General features: G+C 40.6%; 23 protein-coding genes. 1 reads left to right on the top strand and 22 read right to left on the bottom strand.

The genetic code is table 11. The features are described 5' to 3' along the window. Positions 1 to 176: 176 nt before the first annotated feature. The 5 genes from tig to rpsO form a co-directional block, all read right to left on the bottom strand. Positions 177 to 1,472, bottom strand: coding sequence for a trigger factor (gene tig / locus LEUCM_RS06875; RefSeq protein ID WP_011374762.1), 1,296 nt, complete (start codon positions 1,470 to 1,472; stop codon positions 177 to 179). Between the two features lie 210 nt (positions 1,473 to 1,682). Next, on the bottom strand, positions 1,683 to 2,873 hold the full coding sequence (gene tuf, locus LEUCM_RS06870; RefSeq protein ID WP_016265209.1) for an elongation factor Tu: 1,191 nt from the start codon (positions 2,871 to 2,873) through the stop codon (positions 1,683 to 1,685). Positions 2,874 to 3,095: 222 nt separating this feature from the next. Beyond that, positions 3,096 to 4,043, bottom strand: a complete 948-nt coding sequence (locus tag LEUCM_RS06865; protein ID WP_025015736.1) for a hypothetical protein — start codon at positions 4,041 to 4,043, stop codon at positions 3,096 to 3,098. Between the two features lie 88 nt (positions 4,044 to 4,131). Further along, positions 4,132 to 5,850 carry a ribonuclease J gene (locus LEUCM_RS06860; protein ID WP_011374765.1) on the bottom strand — a complete coding sequence of 573 codons (1,719 nt, stop codon included), beginning with the start codon at positions 5,848 to 5,850 and terminating at the stop codon, positions 4,132 to 4,134. A gap of 227 nt (positions 5,851 to 6,077) precedes the next feature. Next, positions 6,078 to 6,347 (bottom strand): 30S ribosomal protein S15, encoded by a 270-nt coding sequence (gene rpsO, locus LEUCM_RS06855; RefSeq protein ID WP_011374766.1) that lies wholly within the window; start codon positions 6,345 to 6,347, stop codon positions 6,078 to 6,080. Between the two features lie 278 nt (positions 6,348 to 6,625). Between rpsO and rpsT the strand changes: the two genes are divergently transcribed. Next, positions 6,626 to 6,880, top strand: coding sequence for a 30S ribosomal protein S20 (gene rpsT, locus LEUCM_RS06850; protein ID WP_011374767.1), 255 nt, complete (start codon positions 6,626 to 6,628; stop codon positions 6,878 to 6,880). Between the two features lie 67 nt (positions 6,881 to 6,947). Here rpsT and holA read toward each other — a convergent pair whose 3' ends face one another. From holA to LEUCM_RS06765, 17 genes are all read right to left on the bottom strand, one after another. Further along, positions 6,948 to 7,976 (bottom strand): DNA polymerase III subunit delta, encoded by a 1,029-nt coding sequence (gene holA, locus LEUCM_RS06845; RefSeq protein ID WP_025015735.1) that lies wholly within the window; start codon positions 7,974 to 7,976, stop codon positions 6,948 to 6,950. Continuing rightward, a complete protein-coding gene (locus LEUCM_RS06840) occupies positions 7,973 to 10,039 on the bottom strand; it encodes a DNA internalization-related competence protein ComEC/Rec2 (RefSeq protein ID WP_231953244.1) in 2,067 nt (688 codons plus the stop codon). Before LEUCM_RS06840 ends, holA begins: the two co-directional genes overlap by 4 nt. 197 nt (positions 10,040 to 10,236) lie before the next feature. Next, complete coding sequence (locus tag LEUCM_RS06835; protein ID WP_011374770.1) at positions 10,237 to 10,725, bottom strand: ComE operon protein 2; 489 nt, start codon at positions 10,723 to 10,725, stop codon at positions 10,237 to 10,239. A gap of 57 nt (positions 10,726 to 10,782) precedes the next feature. Then, positions 10,783 to 11,490: a helix-hairpin-helix domain-containing protein gene (locus LEUCM_RS06830; protein WP_226474265.1), complete on the bottom strand. Its 708-nt coding sequence runs from the start codon at positions 11,488 to 11,490 to the stop codon at positions 10,783 to 10,785. Positions 11,491 to 11,565: 75 nt separating this feature from the next. Next, positions 11,566 to 12,612 (bottom strand): SepM family pheromone-processing serine protease, encoded by a 1,047-nt coding sequence (locus LEUCM_RS06825; RefSeq protein ID WP_035145546.1) that lies wholly within the window; start codon positions 12,610 to 12,612, stop codon positions 11,566 to 11,568. 1 nt (position 12,613) lies between these two features. Continuing rightward, on the bottom strand, positions 12,614 to 13,111 hold the full coding sequence (gene coaD / locus LEUCM_RS06820) for a pantetheine-phosphate adenylyltransferase (protein ID WP_025015732.1): 498 nt from the start codon (positions 13,109 to 13,111) through the stop codon (positions 12,614 to 12,616). Between the two features lie 12 nt (positions 13,112 to 13,123). Beyond that, positions 13,124 to 13,678 (bottom strand): 16S rRNA (guanine(966)-N(2))-methyltransferase RsmD, encoded by a 555-nt coding sequence (gene rsmD, locus LEUCM_RS06815; RefSeq protein ID WP_016265217.1) that lies wholly within the window; start codon positions 13,676 to 13,678, stop codon positions 13,124 to 13,126. A gap of 4 nt (positions 13,679 to 13,682) precedes the next feature. Beyond that, entirely contained in the window at positions 13,683 to 13,973 is a 291-nt protein-coding gene (locus LEUCM_RS06810) for a YlbG family protein (RefSeq protein WP_016265218.1), read from the bottom strand. 23 nt (positions 13,974 to 13,996) lie between these two features. Further along, positions 13,997 to 15,085 carry a CAP-associated domain-containing protein gene (locus LEUCM_RS06805; protein WP_025015731.1) on the bottom strand — a complete coding sequence of 363 codons (1,089 nt, stop codon included), beginning with the start codon at positions 15,083 to 15,085 and terminating at the stop codon, positions 13,997 to 13,999. A 10-nt stretch (positions 15,086 to 15,095) separates the two neighbouring features. Then, complete coding sequence (locus tag LEUCM_RS06800) at positions 15,096 to 16,283, bottom strand: FtsW/RodA/SpoVE family cell cycle protein (protein WP_025015730.1); 1,188 nt, start codon at positions 16,281 to 16,283, stop codon at positions 15,096 to 15,098. A gap of 8 nt (positions 16,284 to 16,291) precedes the next feature. Then, on the bottom strand, positions 16,292 to 16,588 hold the full coding sequence (locus LEUCM_RS06795) for a DUF1507 family protein (protein WP_025015729.1): 297 nt from the start codon (positions 16,586 to 16,588) through the stop codon (positions 16,292 to 16,294). A gap of 120 nt (positions 16,589 to 16,708) precedes the next feature. Further along, positions 16,709 to 18,544 carry a translational GTPase TypA gene (typA, locus tag LEUCM_RS06790; protein WP_025015728.1) on the bottom strand — a complete coding sequence of 612 codons (1,836 nt, stop codon included), beginning with the start codon at positions 18,542 to 18,544 and terminating at the stop codon, positions 16,709 to 16,711. Positions 18,545 to 18,689: 145 nt separating this feature from the next. Beyond that, a complete protein-coding gene (locus tag LEUCM_RS06785) occupies positions 18,690 to 19,487 on the bottom strand; it encodes an inositol monophosphatase family protein (protein ID WP_025015727.1) in 798 nt (265 codons plus the stop codon). Between the two features lie 16 nt (positions 19,488 to 19,503). Then, positions 19,504 to 19,788: a UPF0223 family protein gene (locus LEUCM_RS06780; RefSeq protein WP_016265223.1), complete on the bottom strand. Its 285-nt coding sequence runs from the start codon at positions 19,786 to 19,788 to the stop codon at positions 19,504 to 19,506. Between the two features lie 144 nt (positions 19,789 to 19,932). Next, positions 19,933 to 21,339, bottom strand: a complete 1,407-nt coding sequence (gene lpdA / locus LEUCM_RS06775) for a dihydrolipoyl dehydrogenase (RefSeq protein ID WP_025015726.1) — start codon at positions 21,337 to 21,339, stop codon at positions 19,933 to 19,935. Positions 21,340 to 21,346: 7 nt separating this feature from the next. After that, positions 21,347 to 22,975, bottom strand: a complete 1,629-nt coding sequence (locus LEUCM_RS06770) for a dihydrolipoyllysine-residue acetyltransferase (RefSeq protein ID WP_025015725.1) — start codon at positions 22,973 to 22,975, stop codon at positions 21,347 to 21,349. Positions 22,976 to 23,004: 29 nt separating this feature from the next. Beyond that, positions 23,005 to 23,982: an alpha-ketoacid dehydrogenase subunit beta gene (locus LEUCM_RS06765; RefSeq protein ID WP_016265226.1), complete on the bottom strand. Its 978-nt coding sequence runs from the start codon at positions 23,980 to 23,982 to the stop codon at positions 23,005 to 23,007. Position 23,983: the final 1 nt, after the last annotated feature.

Raw genomic sequence — 23,983 nt, 5'->3', positions numbered from 1 at the left:
AGCAGATTTCTAATATTAGTCATCTCAGACCGCTTAGAAATGTAATTAAGACTATATCACATCACTGCGCTAGATGAAAGCAATCCGTTTTTGACGCCATATAACGCAAAAGCGGGTTCAAAGTAGTCACCTTGAACCCGCTTTTAGAACCGATTAAAGCTCATCTAACTATCTAATTATTTAGCGTCTTTAACTTCAACAGCTGAATCAGCAATCACTTCGATAGCTTTCTTAACACCGATATCATGTTTTAACATGTCATCTGATAAGACGCTGCGAACAGCTGATTCTTCCATGTTGTATTGTTCTGCTAAACTCTTAAGTTCTGCAGCAACTTCTTCGTCAGTTGCTTCGATCTTTTCAGCTTCAACAACAGCTTCTAAGACAAGGCTTGTCTTAACGCGTTTGTCAGCATCACCGGCGAATTGTTTCTTCAAATCATCTTCTGTTGTACCAGTGATTTGATAGTACATTTCTGGGTTGATACCTTGTTGTTGCATGTTACCTAAGTATTGTTGTAATTGACTGTTGATTTCTTCGTCAATCATTGCTTGAGGTAATTCAGGAATTGTTGCATTTTCTGTTGCTTTAGCAACGGCTGTATCTTGGATAGCAGCGTCAGCAGCATCATTCTTTTGTTGTTTTAATTCTTCACGAATTTTTTCTTTTAATTCGTCTAATGAATCAACGTCTTCGTCGATATCCTTAGCAAATTCGTCGTCAAGTTCTGGTAATTCCTTACCCTTAACTTCGTGAATCTTAACCTTAAAGATTGCTTCTTTACCAGCTAATTCTTCTGCTTGGTAATCTTTAGGGAATGTTACTGTAACGTCAACATCTTCTTCAGCTTTGTGACCAACTAATTGATCTTCAAAACCAGGAATGAATGAGTTTGAACCTAATTCTAATGAGTAGTTATCTGCTTGGCCACCATCAAAAGGTACACCATCAACAGAACCAGCATAATCAATAACGACTGTGTCGCCATTTTCTGCTGCTGCATCTTCTTTAAGTACTAATTCAGCTTGACGTTCGCGACGTGTTTCAAGTTCTTGTTCTACGTCTTTAATTGTAATACGACGGCTTTGTTTTGGTACTTCTAAGCCTTTGTAATCGCCTAATTTAACTTCTGGTTTAACAGTGACCTGAGCAGTAAGGACCCAAGCTTCACCTTTTTCCATTTTTTCAACATTAATTTGTGGTTGATCAACTGGATCAATCCCTGCTTCTGCAACAGCTGCTTCATATGCTTCTGGTAATACAGCATTTAAGGCATCTTCGTAAAGTGCTTCTTCACCGTACATCTTGTTAAAGATTTGGCGAGGCATCTTTCCTTTACGGAAACCAGGTGTGTTGATGTTTTTACGTACACGTTTGAACGCTACGTCTAAACCTTCACTAATTTTATCTAAATCAATTTCAAAGGTAAGTTCACCATCATTGGCGCCCTTTTTTTCCCATTTTGCTGACATAATTTCCCTCCGACAGTTATATTCACAATCTATCAATTGCATACTTAATCAGCATAAACTATTTGACCTAAATTGTAAATATTTATTGGCCTAAAAAACCGATAAAATCCGTTTTTTTAGCGATTAAAGCGCATTATTGATTGAATGCTATGTATAAAAAAACTCGCAGTTTTTACACTACGAGTTTTTTCAATTCAACTAAGTTGAATATTAGTCAATAATTTCACTTACGACACCGGCACCAACAGTACGGCCACCTTCACGAACAGTAAACTTAAGACCCTTTTCAATAGCAACTGGTGAGATTAATTCAACAGTAAATGTTACGTTATCACCAGGCATAACCATTTCTACACCTTCTGGTAATTCGATAACACCTGTAACATCAGTTGTATGGAAGAAGAATTGTGGACGATAGTTTGAGAAGAATGGTGTATGACGACCACCTTCATCCTTGCTCAAGATATAAACTTCACCCTTGAAGTTTTTGTGAGTTTGGATTGAACCAGGTTTAGCTAAAACTTGGCCACGTTCGATGCTTTCGCGATCGATACCACGTAATAAAGCACCAATGTTATCGCCAGCTTGACCTTGATCCAATGTCTTACGGAACATTTCCAAACCAGTAACAGTTGTCTTAGCAATTTCTTCCTTAAGACCAACGATTTCAACTTCGTCACCGACAGTAACTTGGCCACGATCGATACGACCTGAAGCAACAGTACCACGACCAGTGATCGTAAATACGTCTTCAACAGGCATCAAGAATGGTTTGTCTGTGTCACGTTCTGGAGTTGGAACATATTCGTCAACAGTAGCCATTAATTCTTCAACAGCTTTAACGTCGTCAGGGTTGCCGTTCAATGCACCAAGTGCTGAACCGCGGATAACTGGAATATCGTCACCAGGGAAATCGTATTCTGATAATAATTCACGAACTTCCATTTCAACCAAGTCCGTTAATTCATCATCATCAACTAAATCTGTTTTGTTCAAGAAGACGATGATGTAATCAACACCGACTTGGTGAGCAAGCAAGATATGTTCACGAGTTTGTGGCATAGGACCATCAGTTGCAGCAACAACTAAGATGGCACCGTCCATTTGAGCAGCACCAGTGATCATGTTTTTAACGTAATCAGCATGTCCTGGAGCGTCAATATGTGCATAATGACGGTTTTCTGTTTCGTATTCAACGTGGGCTGTATTGATAGTGATACCACGTTCTCTTTCTTCTGGAGCAGCATCGATGTTTGCATAGTCTTGAGCTTCAGCCAAGCCTTTGTCTGCCAACATCTTTGTGATTGCTGCTGTTAAAGTTGTTTTACCATGATCAACATGTCCGATAGTACCGATGTTAACATGGGGTTTTGTTCTTTCGTAATGTGCTTTTTCTGCCATTAAACGAACCTCCTGTATTTTCGCAAGAAAAAATCAGCGTATAGCATTTCACTAATACTGATAATCCTTTACGTAATATTATAATACTTCAAGCGTTAAAATCAAAGTGTTTTTTTACGCTTAAAGAATTCAAAAATGATTATATCTGCTATGAGCGCGTTTGTAAACACTTAAACCTTAAAAAAAGTATTATTTTGAGCATAAAATCATTGTTTTCTAGCCCTAAAAGACTAGTTCTTCTGTTAATTCTTGCAATTTTTTTAGCCACTGAATCGTCTTTTCTGAAATTGGAACTGTTGGTTCAAAAATAAAGACCCCTAACTGTTGAATCAGCGCCTGGCCCCATTCTTCAGGATTATCAATCACCGTTTCCTCAAATGGATAAAGATAGGCAAACGTCATTTGACACTCTGCTAAGGCCGCTTCTAAAATAATTGGATCTTGTTGCCCCAAGATATTTTGAATTGTTTTTTGAATTAATTTTAAAACAGGCCGATTAGTCATCAATTCTAACTCAGAAGGTGTCACTTGTTGGACCTGATCAAACCAATTAATCGTCACTGATTCTGAATATCGCAAACGAACGAGCGTTTCTAAAATCGTTGTTTTCACAAATGGATGGCAATACGGGTTCACCAAAATTGGTGACACCCCCTGTAAATAATCAGCTAGTGGTAATAATTCTGCTGCATCCAGTCGGCGTTGTTGGTCTTGAAAATCACCCGTTGTAATATTGTAGAGTTGTTCTTGGCGTTTCTTGATTGCCTGCTGCTCAGTCGCTTGGTAGGCTTTTTCAGCCGTTTTTAATAGCGCTTGTCCCTTTTGCTTAGTTCGCTGTTCAAAGGCGTCAGTCGCCTCCACAGCAGACCACAGCTCATTGGCCGCGATAAAGTGCTGATTTTTAATGAGTAGCCCATTATACAGCAACCTTAAATCGGTCTCATTGGTATAGAAGTCCTTTTTTTCAAAGGCCAATTGCAGCGCGCGCTGATTGTCACCAGCAGCCACTAATACACTGACCAATAAAAGGTTTAATGCCGTTGTTTGTTGCAAGTCATAAGCAGCCTCCAAATGGGCTATTGCTTCTGGCCATTGGCGCTGGTTGAGCGCTACTTTGCCCAGACGGACCAAATTTTCAAATTGATTCGGCAAGGCCGTCAATTCTCCCATCACTAACACTCCTCTTCAAAAACACTAAATTAAAAGGGCCCCGATAAATAATCCTTTATCCGGCCCTTTTTTAAGTGTCATCACTTAATTAATCTTGTTTTTTCTCAACTGCTGGTTTGGTGTCTTTCTTTTGACGACGGTGATTTTGGTTAATTTCCATAATCACAGGTAAAATAACTGGACGCCGTTTTGTTTGTTCGTATAAATAATGACTTAAGTTTTCGCGAACGTCTTGTTTCAAGTGACTCCAGTCAAACTCTTTGTTATCAAGGTTATTTTGAACAGCTTGCTTGATGATTTCTGAACTTTCTGCCATGAGGTCCTTACTTGTCTTAACGTAGACAAAACCTCTTGCCGTTACTTTCGGTTCAGCAATAATCTTCTTATTCTTCCGGTCAATTGTCACGACCGCGATAAAAATCCCGTCTTCAGACAATAATTTACGATCGCGCAAGACGATGTTGCCGATATCACCAATCCCACTGCCATCAATCATGACATCAGTCGCATCAACTTGACCACCAACATGCATCTTATCGTTGTCGTAAGCGACAATATCACCCTTACCCACGATGAAGATGTTCTTATAATCCATTCCTGTTTCATGCGCAATATCCGCATGAGCAGCCATTTGGCGGTATTCGCCTTGAACAGGCATTAAGAATTGTGGGTGTAATAAGTTCAACATTAACTGCAAGTCATTTTTATTAGCGTGACCTGAAGCATGTAGATCATCGCCGACAGCTTTGACTTCGCCGCCTGCGCGATAAATCATATCCTTAGTTTTCGCTAAAATAGTTTCCATTGCATGTGAAGGTGACGTTGTTAAATAAACAAGATCACCTTGTTCAATATGGATTAAACGGTGATGGCTTGTTGCCATCTTTTGGAGGGCTTTGATTGGTTCACCCATGCGACCTGTTTCAAGGATCACTGTTTCTTCAGGTGCCAATGTACTTAACGCTTTAGGTTGTACTAAGATATCTTCATCCGGCAAGGTTAACATTTCTAACCGCATTGCTGTCCGCACAATTTTTTCCAAATCACGGCCTGTTAAAACGACCTTCCGGTTTGTTTTATAAGCGGCATCGATAACTTGTTGAATACGGAGGATATTTGAGGCCACTGAAGCCACGATAATCCGCCCGTTTTGATATTTAAATGTTTCTAAAATTGATTCGGCAATATCGCGTTCATTAGCCGTTTCAAAAGGTGATTCCGCATTAGCAGAGTCACTCAATAGGGCTAAGACGCCTTGTTGACCGATTTCAGTTAAACGGGCATAATCCGTTTGATACATTGGTAATGCTGATTGATCAAACTTGAAGTCCCCGGTGTAAACAATTTGGCCTTCATCTGTTTTCACAACAATCCCTAACGAACCTGGAATGGTATGCGTTGTTTTGAAGAATGAAACTGTCGCTTGTTCAAAATCAATTGCTGTATTGGCATTAATCACGTGGAAATTATTGAAATGCCGTAATTTAGGTTCGCTGCTGACCGTAATCTTAGCGAGCGCAATTGTTAATTCAGAACCAAAGACAGGCACATCATGGCCTTTCAAGAAGTATGGCAAGGCGCCAATTGCATCAGCGTGACCGTGCGTTAGGAAAATCCCAGCGACACGTTCTGCATTTTCTTCCAAATAAGTCATATCTGGGATTACAATATCAATCCCTAATAATTCAGTTTCTGGGTATTTTAACCCACAATCTAAGATATAAATTTCGTCGTTAACTTCCACAACGTTTAAATTCTTACCGTTCTCGCGTACACCACCAAGTGGCATAATCTTAATATTACTCATTCTTTCACCTCTAAAATTGAAAGGGTTACTTTCAAACTATTATTTGTTTTTTTGAGTGTTACTTTCGTTTAAAACTCATCCGCTTTAAAGTCTAATACATATTTTATCACAATTTAAACAAACTAACAGCTTTTGATTACTAAAGGCCTTACATTTTCAAGTTCATATTAAAAAAGCGCACAAAAAAAGCAAACAGCCAAAAAGACTGTTTGCTTTTAAAGGTTGAATTAACGACGTAAGCCAAGGCTCTTGATTAATTCACGGTAACGTTGGATATCGTTGTCACGTAAGTAACGTAAAAGGTTACGACGGTGACCGATTTTCTTCATTTGACCAACATATGAATGGTGATCTTTCTTATGAACAGATAAATGTTCGTTTAATGAGTTGATTTCTGCAGTTAAGACAGCGATTTGTACTTCTGCTGAACCTGTATCGCCTTCGTGACGTGCATATTCATTGATGATTTCGTTTTTTCTTGCTTGTGAAATAGCCATTGCTAATTTCCACCCTTCAGTTATATTACCCGAAACAACGAATAGCGTCGGGTGAACGTCGCTAAACAGAGTAACGGGTTTGTGCTTTTAAAGCACTGTCTTAGTTTACTAAAAAATTATGCTGAAAGCAAGGCTAAGTTCAAATTCATTAAGCAGTCAAGTTTAAATACTTTACAAGTTTTTATTGCAATCCCCCACACTATTTTGGTATAATAACGTCTGTTGAAATTAAAAATCTTTTTTATAAAGATAGTGAAACCCATCGGAGGTGAACAACCATGCCACAAATTAAATCTGCTATGAAACGTGTGAAAACAATTGAAAAAGCAAACAACAGAAACGCTTCTCAATTAAGCACAATGCGTTCAGCAATCAAAAAGTTCAAAGCTGCTCAAGCTGCTGGTAACGAAGAAGCTGCAGACCTATTAAAAGCTGCTACACGCGCTATTGATATGGCCTCAACAAAAGGCTTAATCCATGCTAACAAAGCTGGCCGTGACAAGTCACGTTTAAACAAAATGATGGCTAAGTAATTCTAACCAATATTTTAATAGGCCCAACTAAGACGTTTTCGTTTTAGTCGGGCCTATTTTTTGTGTTCTATGCCACTTTTTTAGCGGCAAATTGGAGCATGAACAGTTCAAATAACAATTCAGGTTGTCCCTGTCCGGTTTTAATTTTAACTTCGATTTCTTCTAAACCTAAGTAAGCTTGCGCTAAAGTTTGCTTTGAAAAATGTTTAATCTGTTGCATCGCCAATTTAATTCGGTACGGATGAATTTTTAAAACACTGGCTAAATTGCCCTGACTATACCCTTTTTCAAATAGAATTTTAACTTGCAATAGTAAGCGAAATTGACCGATCAGAATCGCGTTAATCTTGAGTGGTTCTTCTTTTTGGAGTAGTAATTCGTGATACATCGTCAAAACGGGGCCCACTTTTTTCTGCAAAACAAGCGGTACTAATGAAAAGACGTTATCTTCAATACTGCTGCTGACTAATTCAGCGACCGCCCCTGTCGTAATTTGTTTAGTTTGTTGTGCGTACAGCATTAATTTCGGTAATTCTGCCATGATTTGGCTATAGTCACTATTGGTTTTACTAATCAATAAGGCTAACGCTTCACTATCAATCTGCATCCCCTGTTGTTTCAACTCAGCGGTTACCAATTGTTGCACTTGGCGCTCATTCACTTTTTCAACAGAAACTAATGAAGCAACCTTTTTTAATTGCTTCACGATTTTTTTACGTTCATCTAACTTAGGGTACGGCGCAAATAGCACCACACTAGTTGTTGGTTGTGGCTTTTCAAGATAGGCTTGGAAACGAACTAAATCCTGATCGAGCTTGTTTTTAACCTTTTCACCCGTTAAAAAATAGGGATTTTGCATAAAGACAATTCGCCGCTCACCAAAAAAAGGTGCCGATTCGGCATCATCCAAAGCATTCGCCACATCGGTCGTTGCTAAATCGTAGCTGGCAAAATTCATTGTTCGTTCTTCTTCTGGTAGATAGTGTTTAAAGAGTTGACGCGCTTTTTCAATCAACGCTGACTCTTGCCCTAAAACCAGGTAAATCGTTGCTAATTGATTTTGTTGAAGCTCTTTTTGTAATTGTTCAATTGTCATTTTTCACTATCCTTTATTGTTGTTTGCAGTTTTTCGCTTTGACCGGGGCCATACGACCAGGTCAACATCCCCTGCTGGGCCGTTAGCCAATAAGGCACTTTGGCCGCTTGCAAAGTCGTCAAAGTTTCCTGGTGCGGATGACCATAACGATTCTCTCTGCCGGCTGAGATTAATGCCCCTTTTAAGTGTAATTTTTTAATCACGGTGGGGTCACTAGCCGTTTCACTACCGTGATGGCCAACTTTTAAATAATCGACGGTTAACTGTGGATACCGCTCGATAATCGCTCGTTCGCCTTCTTGCTCTAAATCCCCTGTAAACAGCCAGCTAGCCCCACCAATTTGTGCCTGTAAGACTAACGAATCACTATTTTCGCCTTTTCCCGGCTTAGTCGGCGCTAAGACGTTAAACTTTTGCGGCCCCACTTTAAAAGCGGTCCCGGCTAAATAGGGTTCAATTTGAACCGTTGCTAAAAATGGTCGAATTTGTCTTTGAAATTGCCGATTTTGCGGTAACCCGGCAGCACAAATGATTCGATCAACACGAATTTGTTTCAAAATCTGATTCAAATCACCAATATGATCGGCATCCTGATGAGAAAGTGCCACCGCATCAATGTGATCTACTCCTTGGCTATAGAGATAATTAACCGTTACTTTTTCCGCTCGTGAAACCTGCGCCCGCCGTTGCCAAGCTGCTTGCGGTAGCGCTAGGCGGCCACCAGTATCGATTAAAAGCTGATGCCGGTTAAACGGCGTTTGAATCAACAAACTATCACCCTGACCAATATCAAACATGACTACCTGGCCAGTCGGATTAAAATGAATCGCCAAAAAACTAGCCAAATACAAACTTGCCAATGTGCGTTTCAGCCGTTTACGCCACTGATTGCTAATGGCCTGGCCATCGATTAACAAGAGGCTGACCGTCACAATCAATAGTAATGGTAACAAGGGGATTTTACCAAACGTAATCATCGCATGGGGGATTTGAGCGACTAATCCTAAGCCTTTGTAAATCAACTGTAACAGCCACTCACATCCGTTAACTACTAGATTGCTAACAGGTAACATCACACTCGCTACAATCACCAAACCTAGCACAACTGGTAGATAGATAGGCGTTACTAAGGCATTCATCATTATCGTCAGCACGTGCCAGCGATAATTAAAGCGTAAGCAAACCGGCAAACTCAATAAACTTAGCCAGTAAGCAACTTTAAACGTGCTACCCTCACCAATATAAATGAGCGCAAAGGCCATCAAATAACTTAAAATCCCGCCCATACTATGTAGCAAATAAGGCTGCCAGAATAAATTGACCAGTAATACTAAACTCCAACTATCTAATCTTGATTGCCGAATGCCCAACTGTTCGCAAAGTAACCGGCATAAAATAAGCGCAATCGCGCGACTAATGCTTGTCGTACCACCAACCAGTAAGGCATATACCGGCAATAGCCCAAATAACATACAGTTTAACCACTCACGCGGTATACGGCAATAAGTCGCACACCACCGAATGACTTGCACTAAATAAAACACGTGCAACCCTGATAGACTTAATAGATGAATAATCCCTAAGCGGCCCAAAACAACCTGGTAATGGTCAACTTGCGCTTCCCGCAAACCTAATAGTAACGTCTGCGCATGAAACCGTAGTGCTGTTGGTAACTTACGTAAATACAGCGCACACGTTTGGCGCCAATAATGTAGCCAATCCAAACCGCTACTAGGACGTCTCAGCGCAAAAGTTGTTTCTTTGGCTAACGTCAGTTGGTAAAAGCAGCGCTTCTGTTGCGCTAAAAAACGGGCATAATCAAACTCATTTTGATTGGTAGCTCCTTGTATACGTTCAAAATCTTTTGCGCCATAGAACAAAACGGGGTGTCGTACTTGTTGCCACTGCCTCTTCTCGGCGAACGTTTGGCAGCGATAATAAGCCTTAATAGTCTGACCATCTTGTTGGCCGATTGCCGTTAATTGAACACTGTCGCCCGCGACTTGAATCGCATCGGGTTGCACTTTAAAATACTGTGCTACCGGTTGTTGTGGTTGTGTCATACTATGATAGCTTATCCAAAAACGGCCCCCATAAACAAGGCATAAGCCGATCGTCATAATCGTTATCTGAGTTTGTCTGAGACTTATTAATTTGACAAAAGCCAATAATAATAAGCTCCAGGTTAACCAAGATTGGCCCCCAAGCATTAAGCTATTTAAACTGATTAAACAAATAACTGGATAAATCCAGTTGTTTTTCATTCAGTTGCTTGTTCGTTCTCCAAGAAATTAACGAGTGTGTGCGCATCATCAACTGATAAATTAACTTGATCAAGTTCAATCCCTGATTTTTCAATTAATTTTAGCGCGTAAGGATCATTATGATAATCTTTTTGGTAATGAATCTTACTGATACCCGCTTGAATAATTAGTTTTGTACATTGTAAACAAGGAAAATGCGTTACATAAATTTCGGCGCCTTCAGTTTGAACGCCAAATTTGGCACATTGCGTTAGAGCATTCATCTCAGCGTGAATGGTTCTGAGACAATGACCATCCCGCATTAAACAGCCAACGTCAATACAATGATCTTCGTGAGCCACCGAGCCGTTATAACCCCCGGCAATAATCCGCCGATTACGAATGACGAGCGCCCCCACAAATAGACGTGGACAGGTACTGCGCATCGATAATAAAACCGACTGTAACATAAAATACTGATTCCAAGGCATTCTCTTATTGGCCATCATCATGCTCCCTTTAATTGTTTCTTTCTAGTATAGCAAAAATACTACTTGATAAAACTAATTCACACAAATTTGTGATTGCAATTGTTCAAACGTCTTCGGACCAATCCCGCCGACTTTTTGTAGATCTTCAATCTGTTTAAATTTTCCTTGTTCATCACGATAAGCAATTATTTGTTCAGCTTTCTTGGGGCCAATGCCATTGAGGGTCTGAAGCTGCGTACTATCAGCCTGATTCAAATCGATTTTAGCAGTGTCACTCGCGCTCGATGCATTCGCACTTGTCCCAGTTGATGCTTGTTCTGGCGTACGCTCACTGGTCGTTGCAATTTGTTGTGGCGCTTGAATGAGTTCTTGATCAGTAACCACCTCTCCTTTTTTCGGAATATAAATAATCAGTTGATCGGTTAATTTTTGGGCTAAATTAAGCCGCTTGGTATCAGCCGCATCAGTCGGACCACCTGCATTTTTGAGCACCTCAAATAAGCGCGTTTCAGAGACTGTGATCGGATAAATTCCCGGATAAGCCACAGCACCTTTTATATCGACAAAACCGCCTTTTTTCTTGGTTGCCGCTTGGTGTGTTTTCTTAGTAGCAGGTTTTATTTTAGACGCACTGGTTGCTAGCAGTTGCTCATTATGCGTTACTTTTTGTTTTTGTTGCGTTTGATGCCAATAAAAGCCACCCGTGATGATCCCCAATAGCACTAAGCAAGGCACCCACCAAAAACGCCGATATCGCTGCCAATAATCTTGCCACATCATCGTCACCTCCTTACTCTTATATACCCCTAAACGCACAAAAAAGTTTGCCGTATTTTTATCTTCGGCAAACTTTTTTTAATGATTTTTCAAATAAGTTAACGCATCATCTAAGGTTTTGACCGGTACGATCTTCATCTTAGTATGAATTTTTTTAGCGGCATTTTTAGCGATTGTATAATTATTTTGATAATCAGGATCAACCTTTAAAATTGCCTTTGTTACAGGATCATTAGGTGCAAAAAAGACGGTTGCGCCTTCTTGACTAGCGACCAGTACCTTTTTATCAATCCCACCAATAGCACCTACAGTGCCATCAGCAGCCATTGTGCCGGTCCCCGCAATTTTACGACCCTTTTGGAGATTTTGCTTCGTTAATTGATTATAAACTTGCAACGTAAACATCAAGCCTGCAGATGGGCCCCCAATATCACCGGCATCAATTTTAACCGGAATATCAGTCTCAATCTTAGAGTGATCGGTTAACGTAATCCCAAGACCTGGATGATGCGTGCCTGGTAACTTAATCAAACGATGCGTTGCCGTTTGATGTTTTTGACCATGATCGTAACTAACCGTGACCTTTTGACCAACTTTCAAACCTTGGACATACTTTACAAAAGCATTGGCATTTTTAAATTGATGATGATCAATCGCGGTAATCGTATCACCGACTGCTAAATCATCTTTAAAAGTGGAGTTGTCTAACATCGACATCACATAAACGCCCAGATACTTCGTATGGTAGGCCTTATCAGCTTTTTTATAGGCGGCTTCAACGGCAGCGTTAATTGAACTATCCATATAGTACTTTTGAATCTGTTCGTAAGCTTCGGTATCTTCATTGCCCATCAATTCGTCACGACTTTCAATTTCCGTAAAAGGTTGCGTCTTGGACAATAATAATTGCAATGGTGTTACTGGGCCTCTGACACCAACTGTTGTCAGCATAAAATGGCCTTTTTGATGATCATGTTTACCGTCGACCTTAACATATTGGCTGGTATTTTCTGCGGTCCCGGCACCTTCAATATAATAGCCAGTGGGCATTAAACAAACAACTGCAACAATGATTAAAACCACAATTACAATTAATCGTTTTGTCAGTTTCTTATTTTTGGGCATACTAATCTCTTCCGTGTTTTAATTTTTCTTGAAGTGCAACTGCGACTGCTGGTGGCACTAATTGATCAACTTGACCACCAAAAGCAGCGATTTCCTTAACCATACTAGATGAAATAAACGAAAATTCTTGTTTTGCTAATAACAACACGGTTTCTAATTGTGCATCTTGCGTTTGATTGAGCGCTGCAATATCCCGTTCGTATTCGAAATCATTAGCATTCCGAATGCCCCGAATGAGGTAGCGGGCCCCAACTTCTTGCGCGAAATTAGCGGTCAACGTTTTAGGTTGCGCAACAACGCTCACATTGTCCAAATCAGCAATGACGGTTTCAATCAATGCGACTTTCGTGGGACCATCAAATAATGGCTTCTTCGCGGCATTAGTCATGACCGCAATAATCACCCGATCAAATAACCGACTTGCCCGTTCAACTGTATCTAGATGTCCTTTGGTAAAAGGATCAAAACTCCCTGGAAATAATGCGATTCTTTCAGTCATTCGACCACTTCCTTAACCGATAAATTCGAAAATTGCCACTTCAGTAATCCCGTAGTTCTGTTGGCGTTTCAATGTATAATGTGGGATTTCTTCTGGATACGTTAAACTCGTGTCCGTTTCACAAAGAATAATAGCCCCTGGTTTTAAGAGGTCCATCTTCACAAATTGTTGTAACTCTAATAACATTTGTTGTTGCTTATAGGGTGGATCTAACAAAATTAAGTCAAATTGTTCTTTGGCATCCGCTAATTTTAACAATGCTTTTTCAGCTGGCATCTTCCAAATTGTAAAACATTCTGGCATTTTCGTGACAGCTACGTTATCTTGAATCGTTTGAATCGCCGCGTATTGGCGATCAATTAAGTAGGCATGATCCATACCGCGCGAAACAGCCTCAATCGCGAGACCACCACTACCGGCATATAAATCAAGCGCCTGGCCACCATCAAAAAATTGGCCTAACATACTGAACATGGCTTCTTTCACTTTATCCGTTGTAGGTCTAGTCTTCATTCCGGGGACCGCTTTTAAGCGGCGGCCACCAAATTCTCCTGCAATAATCCGCATCTCTTTACTCCTTTAATGCCGCTTTAGTAGCGGTCTCTTGATTCGCTAATTCGGCTAATGCGCCAAATTCCATGTCGAGCATTGGCCGCTGTGAACGCGTCACCCGCTTAACATAATGTAATTTCTTTAATCGTTCGATAACAGCCGGTGCTTGGGCCGCATCAACGTATAAATAAACATATTTCATCCGTTTAGACGTGTAATACACAAGTCCGTAACGTCGCAATTGTTTGACTTGCCGTAATGAATACAGCCAGACAACAATGCCTTGTCGTTGCGTGATTTCTAATGCCATTTTATCAGTCCTTATCTTGTAGTTTATTCACCAATCACAACCAGTGTGTGACCCTCTGTACAGATAATTTGAATCCGTCGATGGACCTGGTTATGGATTGCTTGGTAAAATGCTGGATTGGTCTGCCGTTCAAAAATGAGCTGCTGCACACTGACTGGCTGCTCAAAATAAAAGAACTGTTGGTTAGTCAGTTGATAATCTTCTAAAGCCTTGGTGGTAAAATCCGCTTCAGTTAATTTTTGCGGTAAAGCCATTTGGCGTTGTTGCTTGGCACGCTTCAATCGCTGCTCCCCAGCATCAGTTAGCAACGTCTTAGGCGCACCTTTCAGCGTCGCCAAAAATAATTGATCCGCTTCAAGTAATACGTCGCTACGCAACTCAGGTAACTTGGCATTGAGTCGCAATGTCTGACAATACTGTAGCAATGCCAATTGCCGTTCATCATCGATTTGCTGGGACTGTCCCGTTACCACTTCTGGTACTGGGACTGGCGTCATTGAGGTCACCGGATATAAATTCGATTGTAACAAGCGATTAGCATTCAAATAAACCGCCGTTGCCAATTCACCTTTTTGCATTACCAAAATCGCATAGGTTTTATTCTTAAATGCGATCAGTGGTCGTTGCCGCTGTTGCGTTTCGTTCAACTCAATTTGAAACTTTTGCTCATGTAAACTTAATTCATAATTAGCCGGAATCGTTGTTTCCTGTGTGATTGCTTTTAGCGATTGGCCAAATTTAAACGGCTTGATCGCATTATCCTGACCAATCACCACTAATTGTTGTGTTGTCCCTGTCTGATCATCAATTGTCGCTTCAATATAATGCCGACTATTCAATTGAAATAACCAACGACTCTGCAGGCCATCTTCTGCCGATTGCTTAACAGGTTGCCCATATTGCGCTATCAATTTTGCGGCAGGTTGATTGATAAACTTCGCCGGCCCTTGCGTTTTTAATAATGGATTTTGCGGATGCGTTAATTTCATATGACGTTTAGTTTGGCCCTGCGTTGAATCCACAGTTGGTTGAACATGATGCATAATGGGCCACGCATACAACAATACTAACCACGCGCCTAACGCTACCACAAAGCGCATCAAATTTTTCATCTGTGAGCCCTCACGATTGCTTCATTTTGAGTGCCTTTTTTTCCTGAGCACTGACGTTCAAGACCAAACCAAGACCCGTTGCTAACACCAACATACTTGACCCACCATAACTAATGAAGGGTAAGGTCACCCCGGTAATTGGCAGCAAGCCTAATAGACCACCGATATTAAATAAGCTTTGAACAAAAATAATCGTGCCAATCCCATAACAAATCAAGGCATTATAGGTTTGGCGAGCTCTGATTCCGATTGTAAAAATTCTAAAAATTAGTAAAAAGAGTAATCCTAAAATGAAAAGGGCCCCCACGACACCGAGTTCTTCAGTCGTAATCGATAAAATGAAATCAGTGTAAGGTTCAGGTAAATAGCCTCGTTTTTGAATACTATTACCGAGGCCCATACCAAACCAACCACCATTATTGATCGCATAATACGAGTTAACCAGTTGGCTCCCACCCATATTTTCGAGTTTAAACGGTTCTAGAAAGGCTAAAATTCGGTTAAACCGATAATTGACACCGGTTGTTAAATTCAAACGACTCAATCCAGCAATGGCCGCAATGATCACCGCTAAGGTTGCGCTGATGATTGAAATTCCCCACCAGAAGGAAATCCCACTGGCAAATAATAATACCAATAGAATAATCCCTAGAATAGCCGCCCCACCAGTATCGGGTTGTACCAATACAAAGGCGATAATGACGGCCACCAAAATGACGGGTGCGGAAAATAGCCGCACATTATCACGCCAATGCTCTGACAAATTCTTTTCACGTTTGGATAACATATTAGCCAAGTATAAAACAATCAATAACTTAGCAAATTCCGCTGGTTGAATACTAAAAGGTCCCAAATTAATCCAAGCGGTCGCCCCATTAATAGCGGCGTCCGGTCTAATTCGGCTTAATACCAACAAGTAAAAGAGCGCTAATAAAATAACCGCCGTGACACCAATCAAAAACTTAGGTTTCCTTAATAGATTTAACTTCAAAAAGAAGGAGAATAATAATAAGACGAATCCCAGCCCGATATAAATTAATTGCTTAGTAAAATAAGCATCTGGCTTAGCACCGTGAATCGACATCAAATCCGAACTCGCCGAATAGACCATCAAGGCCCCTATCGCACATAAAATAACGTACGGGATTAATAACCAATAATCTAAATACTGCGCTTTATCTCGAAGCTTATGCCACACACTTACACCTAATTTCTATGAACTTCATTCTGAGCTTGCGTTTGATAAATCTCTAAATAAAGTTGATTAATACGCGTTTCAAGTTCGTTCACTAATTTCGATCCTTCTTGATCACTAATTAAACGAATTCTTTTAGCAAAATCAACCTCTTTTGTAAAACCAAACAGTTGTGTATCAATAATTTCTTCAATGATGGGACATTGACTTAAACAAAGCGCATCAAATTGCTTCGTCAATAACGCTTCAATTTTAGCTGCGTCTGATTTCAAAGTCACATACCCGATTGTTTCTTGTTTAATCATCATTTAACGCCCACTTAAACTGTTATAGTAATGCACACTCTGCAGGTTATTATACCATATCTGACACTAAAAAAAGGTAGCCTAAAGTGTCTTAGGCTACCTTTTAATATAGTTTTAAGCTTATTATCCGCGTTTACGCTTCTTGTCAGCTTTAGTACGCATACTTGTGTCAAGAATCTTCTTACGTAAACGAACAGAAGTAGGTGTTACTTCACAGTATTCGTCATCATTTAAGAATTCAATTGATTCTTCAAGTGACATTTCTTTAGGTGTCTTGATAGCAGCTGAGTGATCTTTACCAGAAGCACGAGTATTCGTTAAGTTTTTACCCTTAGTAACGTTTACGGCGATATCTGTATCACGGCTATTTTGACCAACGATCATACCTTCATAAACATCAACGCCAGCGCCGATGAATAATTGGCCACGATCTTCAACTGATTGTAAACTATAAGTTGTTGATGAACCGGCATTGATTGAAACTAATGCACCGTTACGACGGCCTGGTTCCCAGTTTTTGATAACTGGCATGTATTTTTCGAAGGTGTGGTTCATAATACCGTATCCACCAGTCATCGTTAAGAATTCTGTTGAATAACCGATTAAACCACGTGAAGGTGCTAAGAAAGTCATACGTGTTTGGTTATTAGCATCACTTTCCATGTTTTGCATTTCACCCTTACGTTGGGCCATTGAATCGATTACTGAACCTGTGTATTGATCAGGTGTATCGATTTGAACCATTTCAAAAGGTTCGCAAGTTACGCCATCAACGTCGCGGTAGATAACTTCTGGACGTGATAATTGTAATTCGAAGCCTTCCCGACGCATTTCTTCAACCAAGATTGAAAGATGCAATTCACCACGACCTGAAACAATCCAAGCGCCGGCTTTGTCTGTATCTTCAACACGAAGTGAAACGTCAGTGTGTAATTGGTGACGTAAACGTTCTTCAATCTTACGACCAGTAACGAAATCACCTTCACGGCCAACAAATGGTGAATCATTGGCAGCAAATGTCATTTGTAAAGTTGGTTCGTCGATACGAAGAATTGGTAATGCTTCTTGATGGTCAACTGGTGTGACAGTTTCCCCAACGTAGATATCTTCCATACCTGAAACAGCGATTAAATCGCCGGCTTTAGCTTCTTGGATTTCAACACGGTCTAAACCGATGAAACCAAAGATCTTAGTAACCCGGAAGTTCTTAGCAGAACCGTCAAGTTTAAGAACAGAAACTTGATCACCGATCTTGATTGTCCCACGAGAAACGCGGCCAATACCGATACGACCAACATAGTCGTTATAATCTAACATAGCCACTTGGAATTGAAGTGGTTCGTCACTATTATCAACTGGTGCTGGGATTGTATCTAAGATTGTGTCAAAGATAGGAACCATTGTGTGAGCTTGTGTGTCTAAGTCTGATTCAAGACTTGATGTCCCGTTGATAGCACTTGCGTACACAACTGGGAATTCAAGTTGATCTTCGTCAGCACCAAGTTCGATGAATAATTCAAGCACTTCATCAACCACTTCTTCAGGACGTGAGCCTGGGCGGTCAATTTTGTTGATAACAACGATTGGTGTTAAATGTTGGTCTAAAGCTTTTTTCAAAACAAAACGTGTTTGTGGCATTGTACCTTCAAAAGCATCAACGACTAATAATACACCGTCAACCATCTTCATGATACGTTCAACTTCACCACCGAAATCGGCATGTCCTGGTGTATCCAAGATGTTGATTTGTTTGCCATTATATTTAACAGCAGTATTCTTTGAAAGAATTGTGATCCCACGTTCTTTTTCGATATCATTTGTATCCATTGCACGGTCAGAAATTTCTGCATGGCCATCCAATGTATCTGATTGTTTTAACATTTCGTTAACTAAGGTTGTTTTACCATGATCAACGTGGGCGATAATTGCGATATTGCGAATGTCTTCTCTTTTTTTCAAGTGTTTCAGCTTCCTCTCGCTAGTGACTTAACTAGTGTTGTTTGTCTCATGTATACAAGCTATTATTTTACCATAATAAATAGGGCTATGCTTCTTATATTAGCGATTTTTTGAAAATACGCAAGACTTTTTCATGAAAATCTAATTATTCGGCCGTTTTTGAATGGGCCATAATGGCGATAATTTCTTGCATCGCTTGCTTTGGTGCAATAATCATCCCTTCTTTGGCAACCATTGAAATTGGTTGACCATCGAAATTTAAAATCTGAAAACCAAGTGTCTCGGCTAAAACGCGTCCCGCAGCAATATCCCATGGTGCTAACTTTGAAATATAAGCTTGCGCATTCCCTCTTAACAATTGCGCAAAGGTAATGCCGGCACTGCCATAGATACGCACACCTGAGCTTTGAACGAAGACCTGTTGTAATTGTCGTTCATTCGTCACCAACATGCGTGTATTAACGCAGATTAAGCCTTCCGATAGCGGTTGGTCCGCTGCCTGTTCTAAGGCTTGTTCATTGCGGAAAATTCCTAATTGCGGACCACCCCAGAAAAGTTGATCAGCCATCACATCGTAAATAATCCCGAATAAGGCTTGTCCATCTTCGTAGACCCCGATCATAATCGCAAAATTTTCCTGTTGCTTAACAAAATTCATTGTGCCATCAATTGGGTCGACGAAAAAAGTTAGACCATTATGCCAATCACCAGCACCGACATTGGCCCCTTCTTCTCCGACTAATTGCGCCATTGGGTATTCCACTTTGATTTGTTCTGCGAAAAAGGCTTGGTTAGCGCAGTCGACGTTGGTCACTAAATCATTACGACTTGATTTAGTCATAATTTCTAAAGGCTGTGTCATCTTTTTGCGTGTTTCAGCGGCTGCTTCAAGTACCCACTTTTGTAATGAACGACTTAATTGATATAGCGCCTCTTGTTCCATCTGTTTTCATCTACTTTCAATTATTAGTCGTCATCTTAATTTGTGCCCGGCCACTCTTTTGAGCAGTTTGCATACAACGATAGATTGAATAACCAGAAGCTTCCGTAAAAGCCTTATCAAGTTGTTTTTCAATCATCTTGCTTCGAACGACTTGTTTAAAATCACGGTAGGCCACGTTTAAATCTTCAACTTTAGCGCCAAATTCATAAGCTTGTTCAACAAGATTATATAAATGCATGACTTGAACCACTTCTTCTGGTGTCCAATCTGATTCTAAAGGATAGCTATAGTTAGTTTGCATAAGTACTCCTAAATTTAAGTCAATTTAAGCAAAATTGACGTTTTTAATATCAATCATTATAGCGCATTTTTTTAGGAACTGTCGAATCGTTTTAGCAAGTGTATACAAAAAGGGCCGTCACAATTCATGACGAACCCTCCAGTGTTAGATGTGAATTGGTAAGCCTAGTGCTAATTCAGCGTCATCCATAATTGCTTCACTCAATGTTGGATGTGGGTGAATTGTTAAGGCTAAATCTTCCGCATTCATCCCTGATTCAATTGCTAAGGTTAATTCTGAGATCAAGTCGCTAGCACCAACGCCTGCTACTTGTGCACCAAGCAACGTATTATCGTCAACATTCGTTACTAAGCGTACAAAACCTTCAGTATCCGCTAATGATAAAGCACGACCGTTAGCAGCAAATGGGAACTTAAAGCCTTTGGCGTTATAGCCTTTTTCTTTTGCTTCAGCAACCGTTAAACCAGTGGTTGCCAATTCTGGATCGGTATAACAAACTGCTGGCATTGCTTTGTAGTCCACAATCACTTTTTTACCAGCGATTGCTTCTGCAGCAATTTTAGCTTCATAGCTCGCTTTATGAGCCAACGCAGCACCGGCAACAATATCACCAATAGCGTAGATGCCTTTGATATTGGTTTGACCTTGTTGATCAACTTCGATTAAACCACGATCAGCCATCTTGATACCAGCTTGTTCCAAGCCCATATCATCAGTATTAGGACGACGACCAACAGTTACCATGACATAATCGGCAACCAATTGTTCTTCCTTGCCGCCAACTTCGTATTTAACAGTCACGTTTTGATCTGTTTCGATTGATTCTTTAGCCATAGCACCGGTAATCACATCGACACCCTTAGTCTTGAAGTTCTTCGTTACAAGTTGCACCATGTCTTTTTCGAAGTTTGGCAAAATTGAATCCGTTCCTTCAAGAATGGTGACGTGGGCGCCCAAGTTAGCGTAAGCACCTGCTAATTCAGAACCGATGTAACCCCCGCCAATCACAACTAATTCCTTAGGCACTTCTGTTAAGTTTAAACCACCGGTTGAATCAATCACGCGTTTGTTGAACTTGAAGCCCTTAATTTCAATTGGGCGACTACCAGTTGCGATGATTAAGTTCTTGAAACTATAAGTTTGTGCACTTTCTTCTTTAATGACCCGTAAGCTATGTTCATCAACTAAAAAGGCAGAACCGTCTAAGACATCAATTTTGTGTTTTTTGAACAACATTGAAATGCCGCCCGTTAATTTTTCGACAACTTGGTGTTGTTTCCAGTCTTGCGTCTTTGCAAAATTAAGCGTTGCACCCGTTGTTGAAACTCCGAAAACTTCGGAATTCTTAGCTTCTTGCAAACGATGACCTGCAGAGATTAACGCTTTAGAAGGGATACAGCCGACGTTCAAACAAATCCCACCGATATTTTCACGTTCAATAACCGTTACTTTTTGACCCATTTCAGCTGCTCGAATGGCAGCAACGTAGCCCCCAGGTCCAGAACCAATAACGACAGTTTCTAATTCAATTGCAAAATCACCTACAACCATTTTTAAATCATCCTTCCATCAATAGTAGCTCTGGATCAGCTAATAATTCTTTTAATTCGTTCATTGCACGTTGCGCAGTCCCACCATCAATTAAACGGTGATCAAATGATAATGATAATTTCAAGACTTTACCAACTGCAAGTTCGCCATCTTCGTTAACAATTGGTTCTGTGCCGATACGGCCAACCCCTAGGATAGCCACTTCAGGGTAGTTAACAACTGGTGTAAACCAACCACCACCGATTGACCCGATGTTACTAATCGTCATTGAACCGCCACTCATTTCAGCAGGTTTTAACTTATTATCTAAAGCTTTTTGAGTGTTTTCGCCAATTTCCTTAGCGATGGCAAAGATACTCTTGCTGTCGGCATCTTTAATGTTTGGTACATAAAGGCCGTGATCAGTATCGGTTGCGATGCCGACATTAATGTAGTGTTTATAAACAATTTCGCTTGTTGTGTCGTCAATTGAGGCGTTCAACGTTGGGAAATCACGTAAAACAGTTACTAAAGCCTTAACAATGTATGGTAAGAAGGTTAACTTAATATCTTTCTTAGCAGCAACATCCTTAAATTTCTTACGATGGGTCATTAATTTAGAAACTTCAACCTCATCAAATAATGTTACGTGTGGTGCAGTATGTTTGCTTGTCACCATTGCTTTAGCAATTGCTTTTCGTGTTGGTGACATCTTTTCACGTGTTTCAAGTTCTGGTGTTGCGGATTCATAAGGTTTAACGGCTACTGCTGGTTCAGGTGTCGCTGTTGTTGCAGGGGCACTCTTAGTATCAGTTGTTGTCGTTGAAGCAATTGGTGCAGCGCCATTTTGCATGAAGTTTTGGATATCCGCTTTTGTTGTGCGCCCGTGTTTACCAGTTGCTGGCACTTGGCTAATATCCACGTTATTTTCACGTGCAAATTGACGAACAGATGGCATTGCCAATACTTTCCGATTTGGATCACTAATGGCAACAACACTTGCGTCACTGCTATTATTAGTTGCTACTGGTGTTTCTGTTGCCTTAGGTGCTGGCGTTTCTGCTACGGGTGCTGAAGCTGTTGCAGTATTGTGGCCTGGCGCATCAATTTCAACGAGCACTTGACCGACTGTTGCGACTTCACCTTCGCCCACTAAGATTTTAACAATCTTACCGCTAACAGGTGATGGAATTTCTTCGACGGATTTATCATTTTGAACTTCTAATAAGGTATCGTCTTCTGCAATTGAATCGCCTTCTGCAACTGCCCATTTTTGGATTTCACCTTCCGCAATTCCTTCACCAATATCTGGTAATTTAAATTGATAAACGCCTTCACTAGCTGTTGGCGCTGAGGTTGCGGGTTCTTCTGTCGCTGGGGTAGTTGTTGTTGATGTTGGTGCATCGTTACCTTCAACCCCTGGCGCATCGATTTCAACGAGCACTTGACCGACTGTTGCGACTTCGCCTTCGCCCACTAAAATCTTAAGGATCTTACCACTCACTGGTGATGGGATTTCTTCAACTGATTTATCATTTTGGACTTCTAGTAATGTATCATCTTCAGCAATTGTATCGCCTTCTGCGACTGCCCATTTTTGGATTTCGCCTTCTGCGATACCTTCGCCGATATCTGGTAATTTAAATTGATATGCCATGCTTATGTCGTCCCTTCCTTCGTTATCGACTAAAAGTTAATAACTTCCTTAACTTTATTTTCAATATCAGTTGCGTTTGGTAACCATGTTGATTCGGCTTGGCCAAATGGGAATGGTGTATCTGGTGCTGAAACGCGCCCAATTGGTGCTTCTAGTGAAAGGACAGCGCGTTCTGAAATTTCAGAAGCCACTTGTGCCCCAACGCCCGCTTGTTTTTGCGCTTCTTGCACAATCACAACGTGACCTGTTTTTTCGACTGATGCAATAATTGTTTTAATATCTAATGGGGCAATTGTCCGTAAGTCGATAATTTCAACTGAGATATTGTCTTTAGCCAAGTTTTCAGCAGCTTTCTTAGCTTCGCGAACCATTGCGCCATAAGTGATGATTGAAACGTCCGAACCTTCCAATGTTACTGCGGCTTTATCGAGCGGCACTGTGTATGATTCATCTGGCACTTCCTCACGGAATGAGCGATAAAGTTTCATATGTTCCAAATATAAAACAGGATCATTTGAACGAATCGCAGAAATCAATAAACCTTTGGCATCGTATGGATTACTTGGGACAACTACTCGAATCCCAGGAATTTGGGTAATCATACCTTCAAAGTTATCTGAATGCATTTCAGGGGTATGCACACCACCACCAAATGGTGCCCGAATTGTAATCGGCATATTGCGTGTGCCACCCATCCGGTAACGTGTCCGTGACATTTGACCGGCGATTGAATCTAGCGTTTCAAAAATAAAACCGAAGAATTGAATTTCAGGAACAGGTCTAAATCCTTCTAGCGCTAACCCGATTGATAAACCACCAATCCCAGATTCAGCTAAAGGTGTATCGAAAACGCGGTCTTCACCATGTTTAACTTGTAAGCCTTCAGTCGCACGGAAAACACCACCGTTTTTACCGACATCTTCCCCGAAAATTAAGACATTTTCATCACTTGCTAATTCTAAATCCAGCGCATTTGTAATTGCTTGAATCATTGTTTTTTGTGCCATC

Source organism: Latilactobacillus sakei subsp. sakei DSM 20017 = JCM 1157 (assembly GCF_002370355.1).
In the GTDB taxonomy this organism is placed as follows: Bacteria; Bacillota; Bacilli; order Lactobacillales; family Lactobacillaceae; genus Latilactobacillus; species Latilactobacillus sakei.
This window is presented reverse-complemented; position numbering and strand designations above follow the sequence as displayed.

Excerpts from the sequence above, each read along its gene's own strand:
- tig (WP_011374762.1), bottom strand. The coding sequence starts at position 1,472 with ATGTCAGCAAAATGGGAAAAAAAGGGCGCCAATGATGGTGAACTTACC.
- tuf (WP_016265209.1), bottom strand. The coding sequence starts at position 2,873 with ATGGCAGAAAAAGCACATTACGAAAGAACAAAACCCCATGTTAACATC.
- LEUCM_RS06865 (WP_025015736.1), bottom strand. The coding sequence starts at position 4,043 with ATGGGAGAATTGACGGCCTTGCCGAATCAATTTGAAAATTTGGTCCGT.
- LEUCM_RS06860 (WP_011374765.1), bottom strand. The coding sequence starts at position 5,850 with ATGAGTAATATTAAGATTATGCCACTTGGTGGTGTACGCGAGAACGGT.
- rpsO (WP_011374766.1), bottom strand. The coding sequence starts at position 6,347 with ATGGCTATTTCACAAGCAAGAAAAAACGAAATCATCAATGAATATGCA.
- rpsT (WP_011374767.1), top strand. The coding sequence starts at position 6,626 with ATGCCACAAATTAAATCTGCTATGAAACGTGTGAAAACAATTGAAAAA.
- holA (WP_025015735.1), bottom strand. The coding sequence starts at position 7,976 with ATGACAATTGAACAATTACAAAAAGAGCTTCAACAAAATCAATTAGCA.
- LEUCM_RS06840 (WP_231953244.1), bottom strand. The coding sequence starts at position 10,039 with ATGACACAACCACAACAACCGGTAGCACAGTATTTTAAAGTGCAACCC.
- LEUCM_RS06835 (WP_011374770.1), bottom strand. The coding sequence starts at position 10,725 with ATGGCCAATAAGAGAATGCCTTGGAATCAGTATTTTATGTTACAGTCG.
- LEUCM_RS06830 (WP_226474265.1), bottom strand. The coding sequence starts at position 11,490 with ATGATGTGGCAAGATTATTGGCAGCGATATCGGCGTTTTTGGTGGGTG.
- LEUCM_RS06825 (WP_035145546.1), bottom strand. The coding sequence starts at position 12,612 with ATGCCCAAAAATAAGAAACTGACAAAACGATTAATTGTAATTGTGGTT.
- coaD (WP_025015732.1), bottom strand. The coding sequence starts at position 13,111 with ATGACTGAAAGAATCGCATTATTTCCAGGGAGTTTTGATCCTTTTACC.
- rsmD (WP_016265217.1), bottom strand. The coding sequence starts at position 13,678 with ATGCGGATTATTGCAGGAGAATTTGGTGGCCGCCGCTTAAAAGCGGTC.
- LEUCM_RS06810 (WP_016265218.1), bottom strand. The coding sequence starts at position 13,973 with ATGGCATTAGAAATCACGCAACGACAAGGCATTGTTGTCTGGCTGTAT.
- LEUCM_RS06805 (WP_025015731.1), bottom strand. The coding sequence starts at position 15,085 with ATGAAAAATTTGATGCGCTTTGTGGTAGCGTTAGGCGCGTGGTTAGTA.
- LEUCM_RS06795 (WP_025015729.1), bottom strand. The coding sequence starts at position 16,588 with ATGATGATTAAACAAGAAACAATCGGGTATGTGACTTTGAAATCAGAC.
- LEUCM_RS06785 (WP_025015727.1), bottom strand. The coding sequence starts at position 19,487 with ATGGAACAAGAGGCGCTATATCAATTAAGTCGTTCATTACAAAAGTGG.
- LEUCM_RS06780 (WP_016265223.1), bottom strand. The coding sequence starts at position 19,788 with ATGCAAACTAACTATAGCTATCCTTTAGAATCAGATTGGACACCAGAA.
- lpdA (WP_025015726.1), bottom strand. The coding sequence starts at position 21,339 with ATGGTTGTAGGTGATTTTGCAATTGAATTAGAAACTGTCGTTATTGGT.
- LEUCM_RS06770 (WP_025015725.1), bottom strand. The coding sequence starts at position 22,975 with ATGGCATATCAATTTAAATTACCAGATATCGGCGAAGGTATCGCAGAA.
- LEUCM_RS06765 (WP_016265226.1), bottom strand. The coding sequence starts at position 23,982 with ATGGCACAAAAAACAATGATTCAAGCAATTACAAATGCGCTGGATTTA.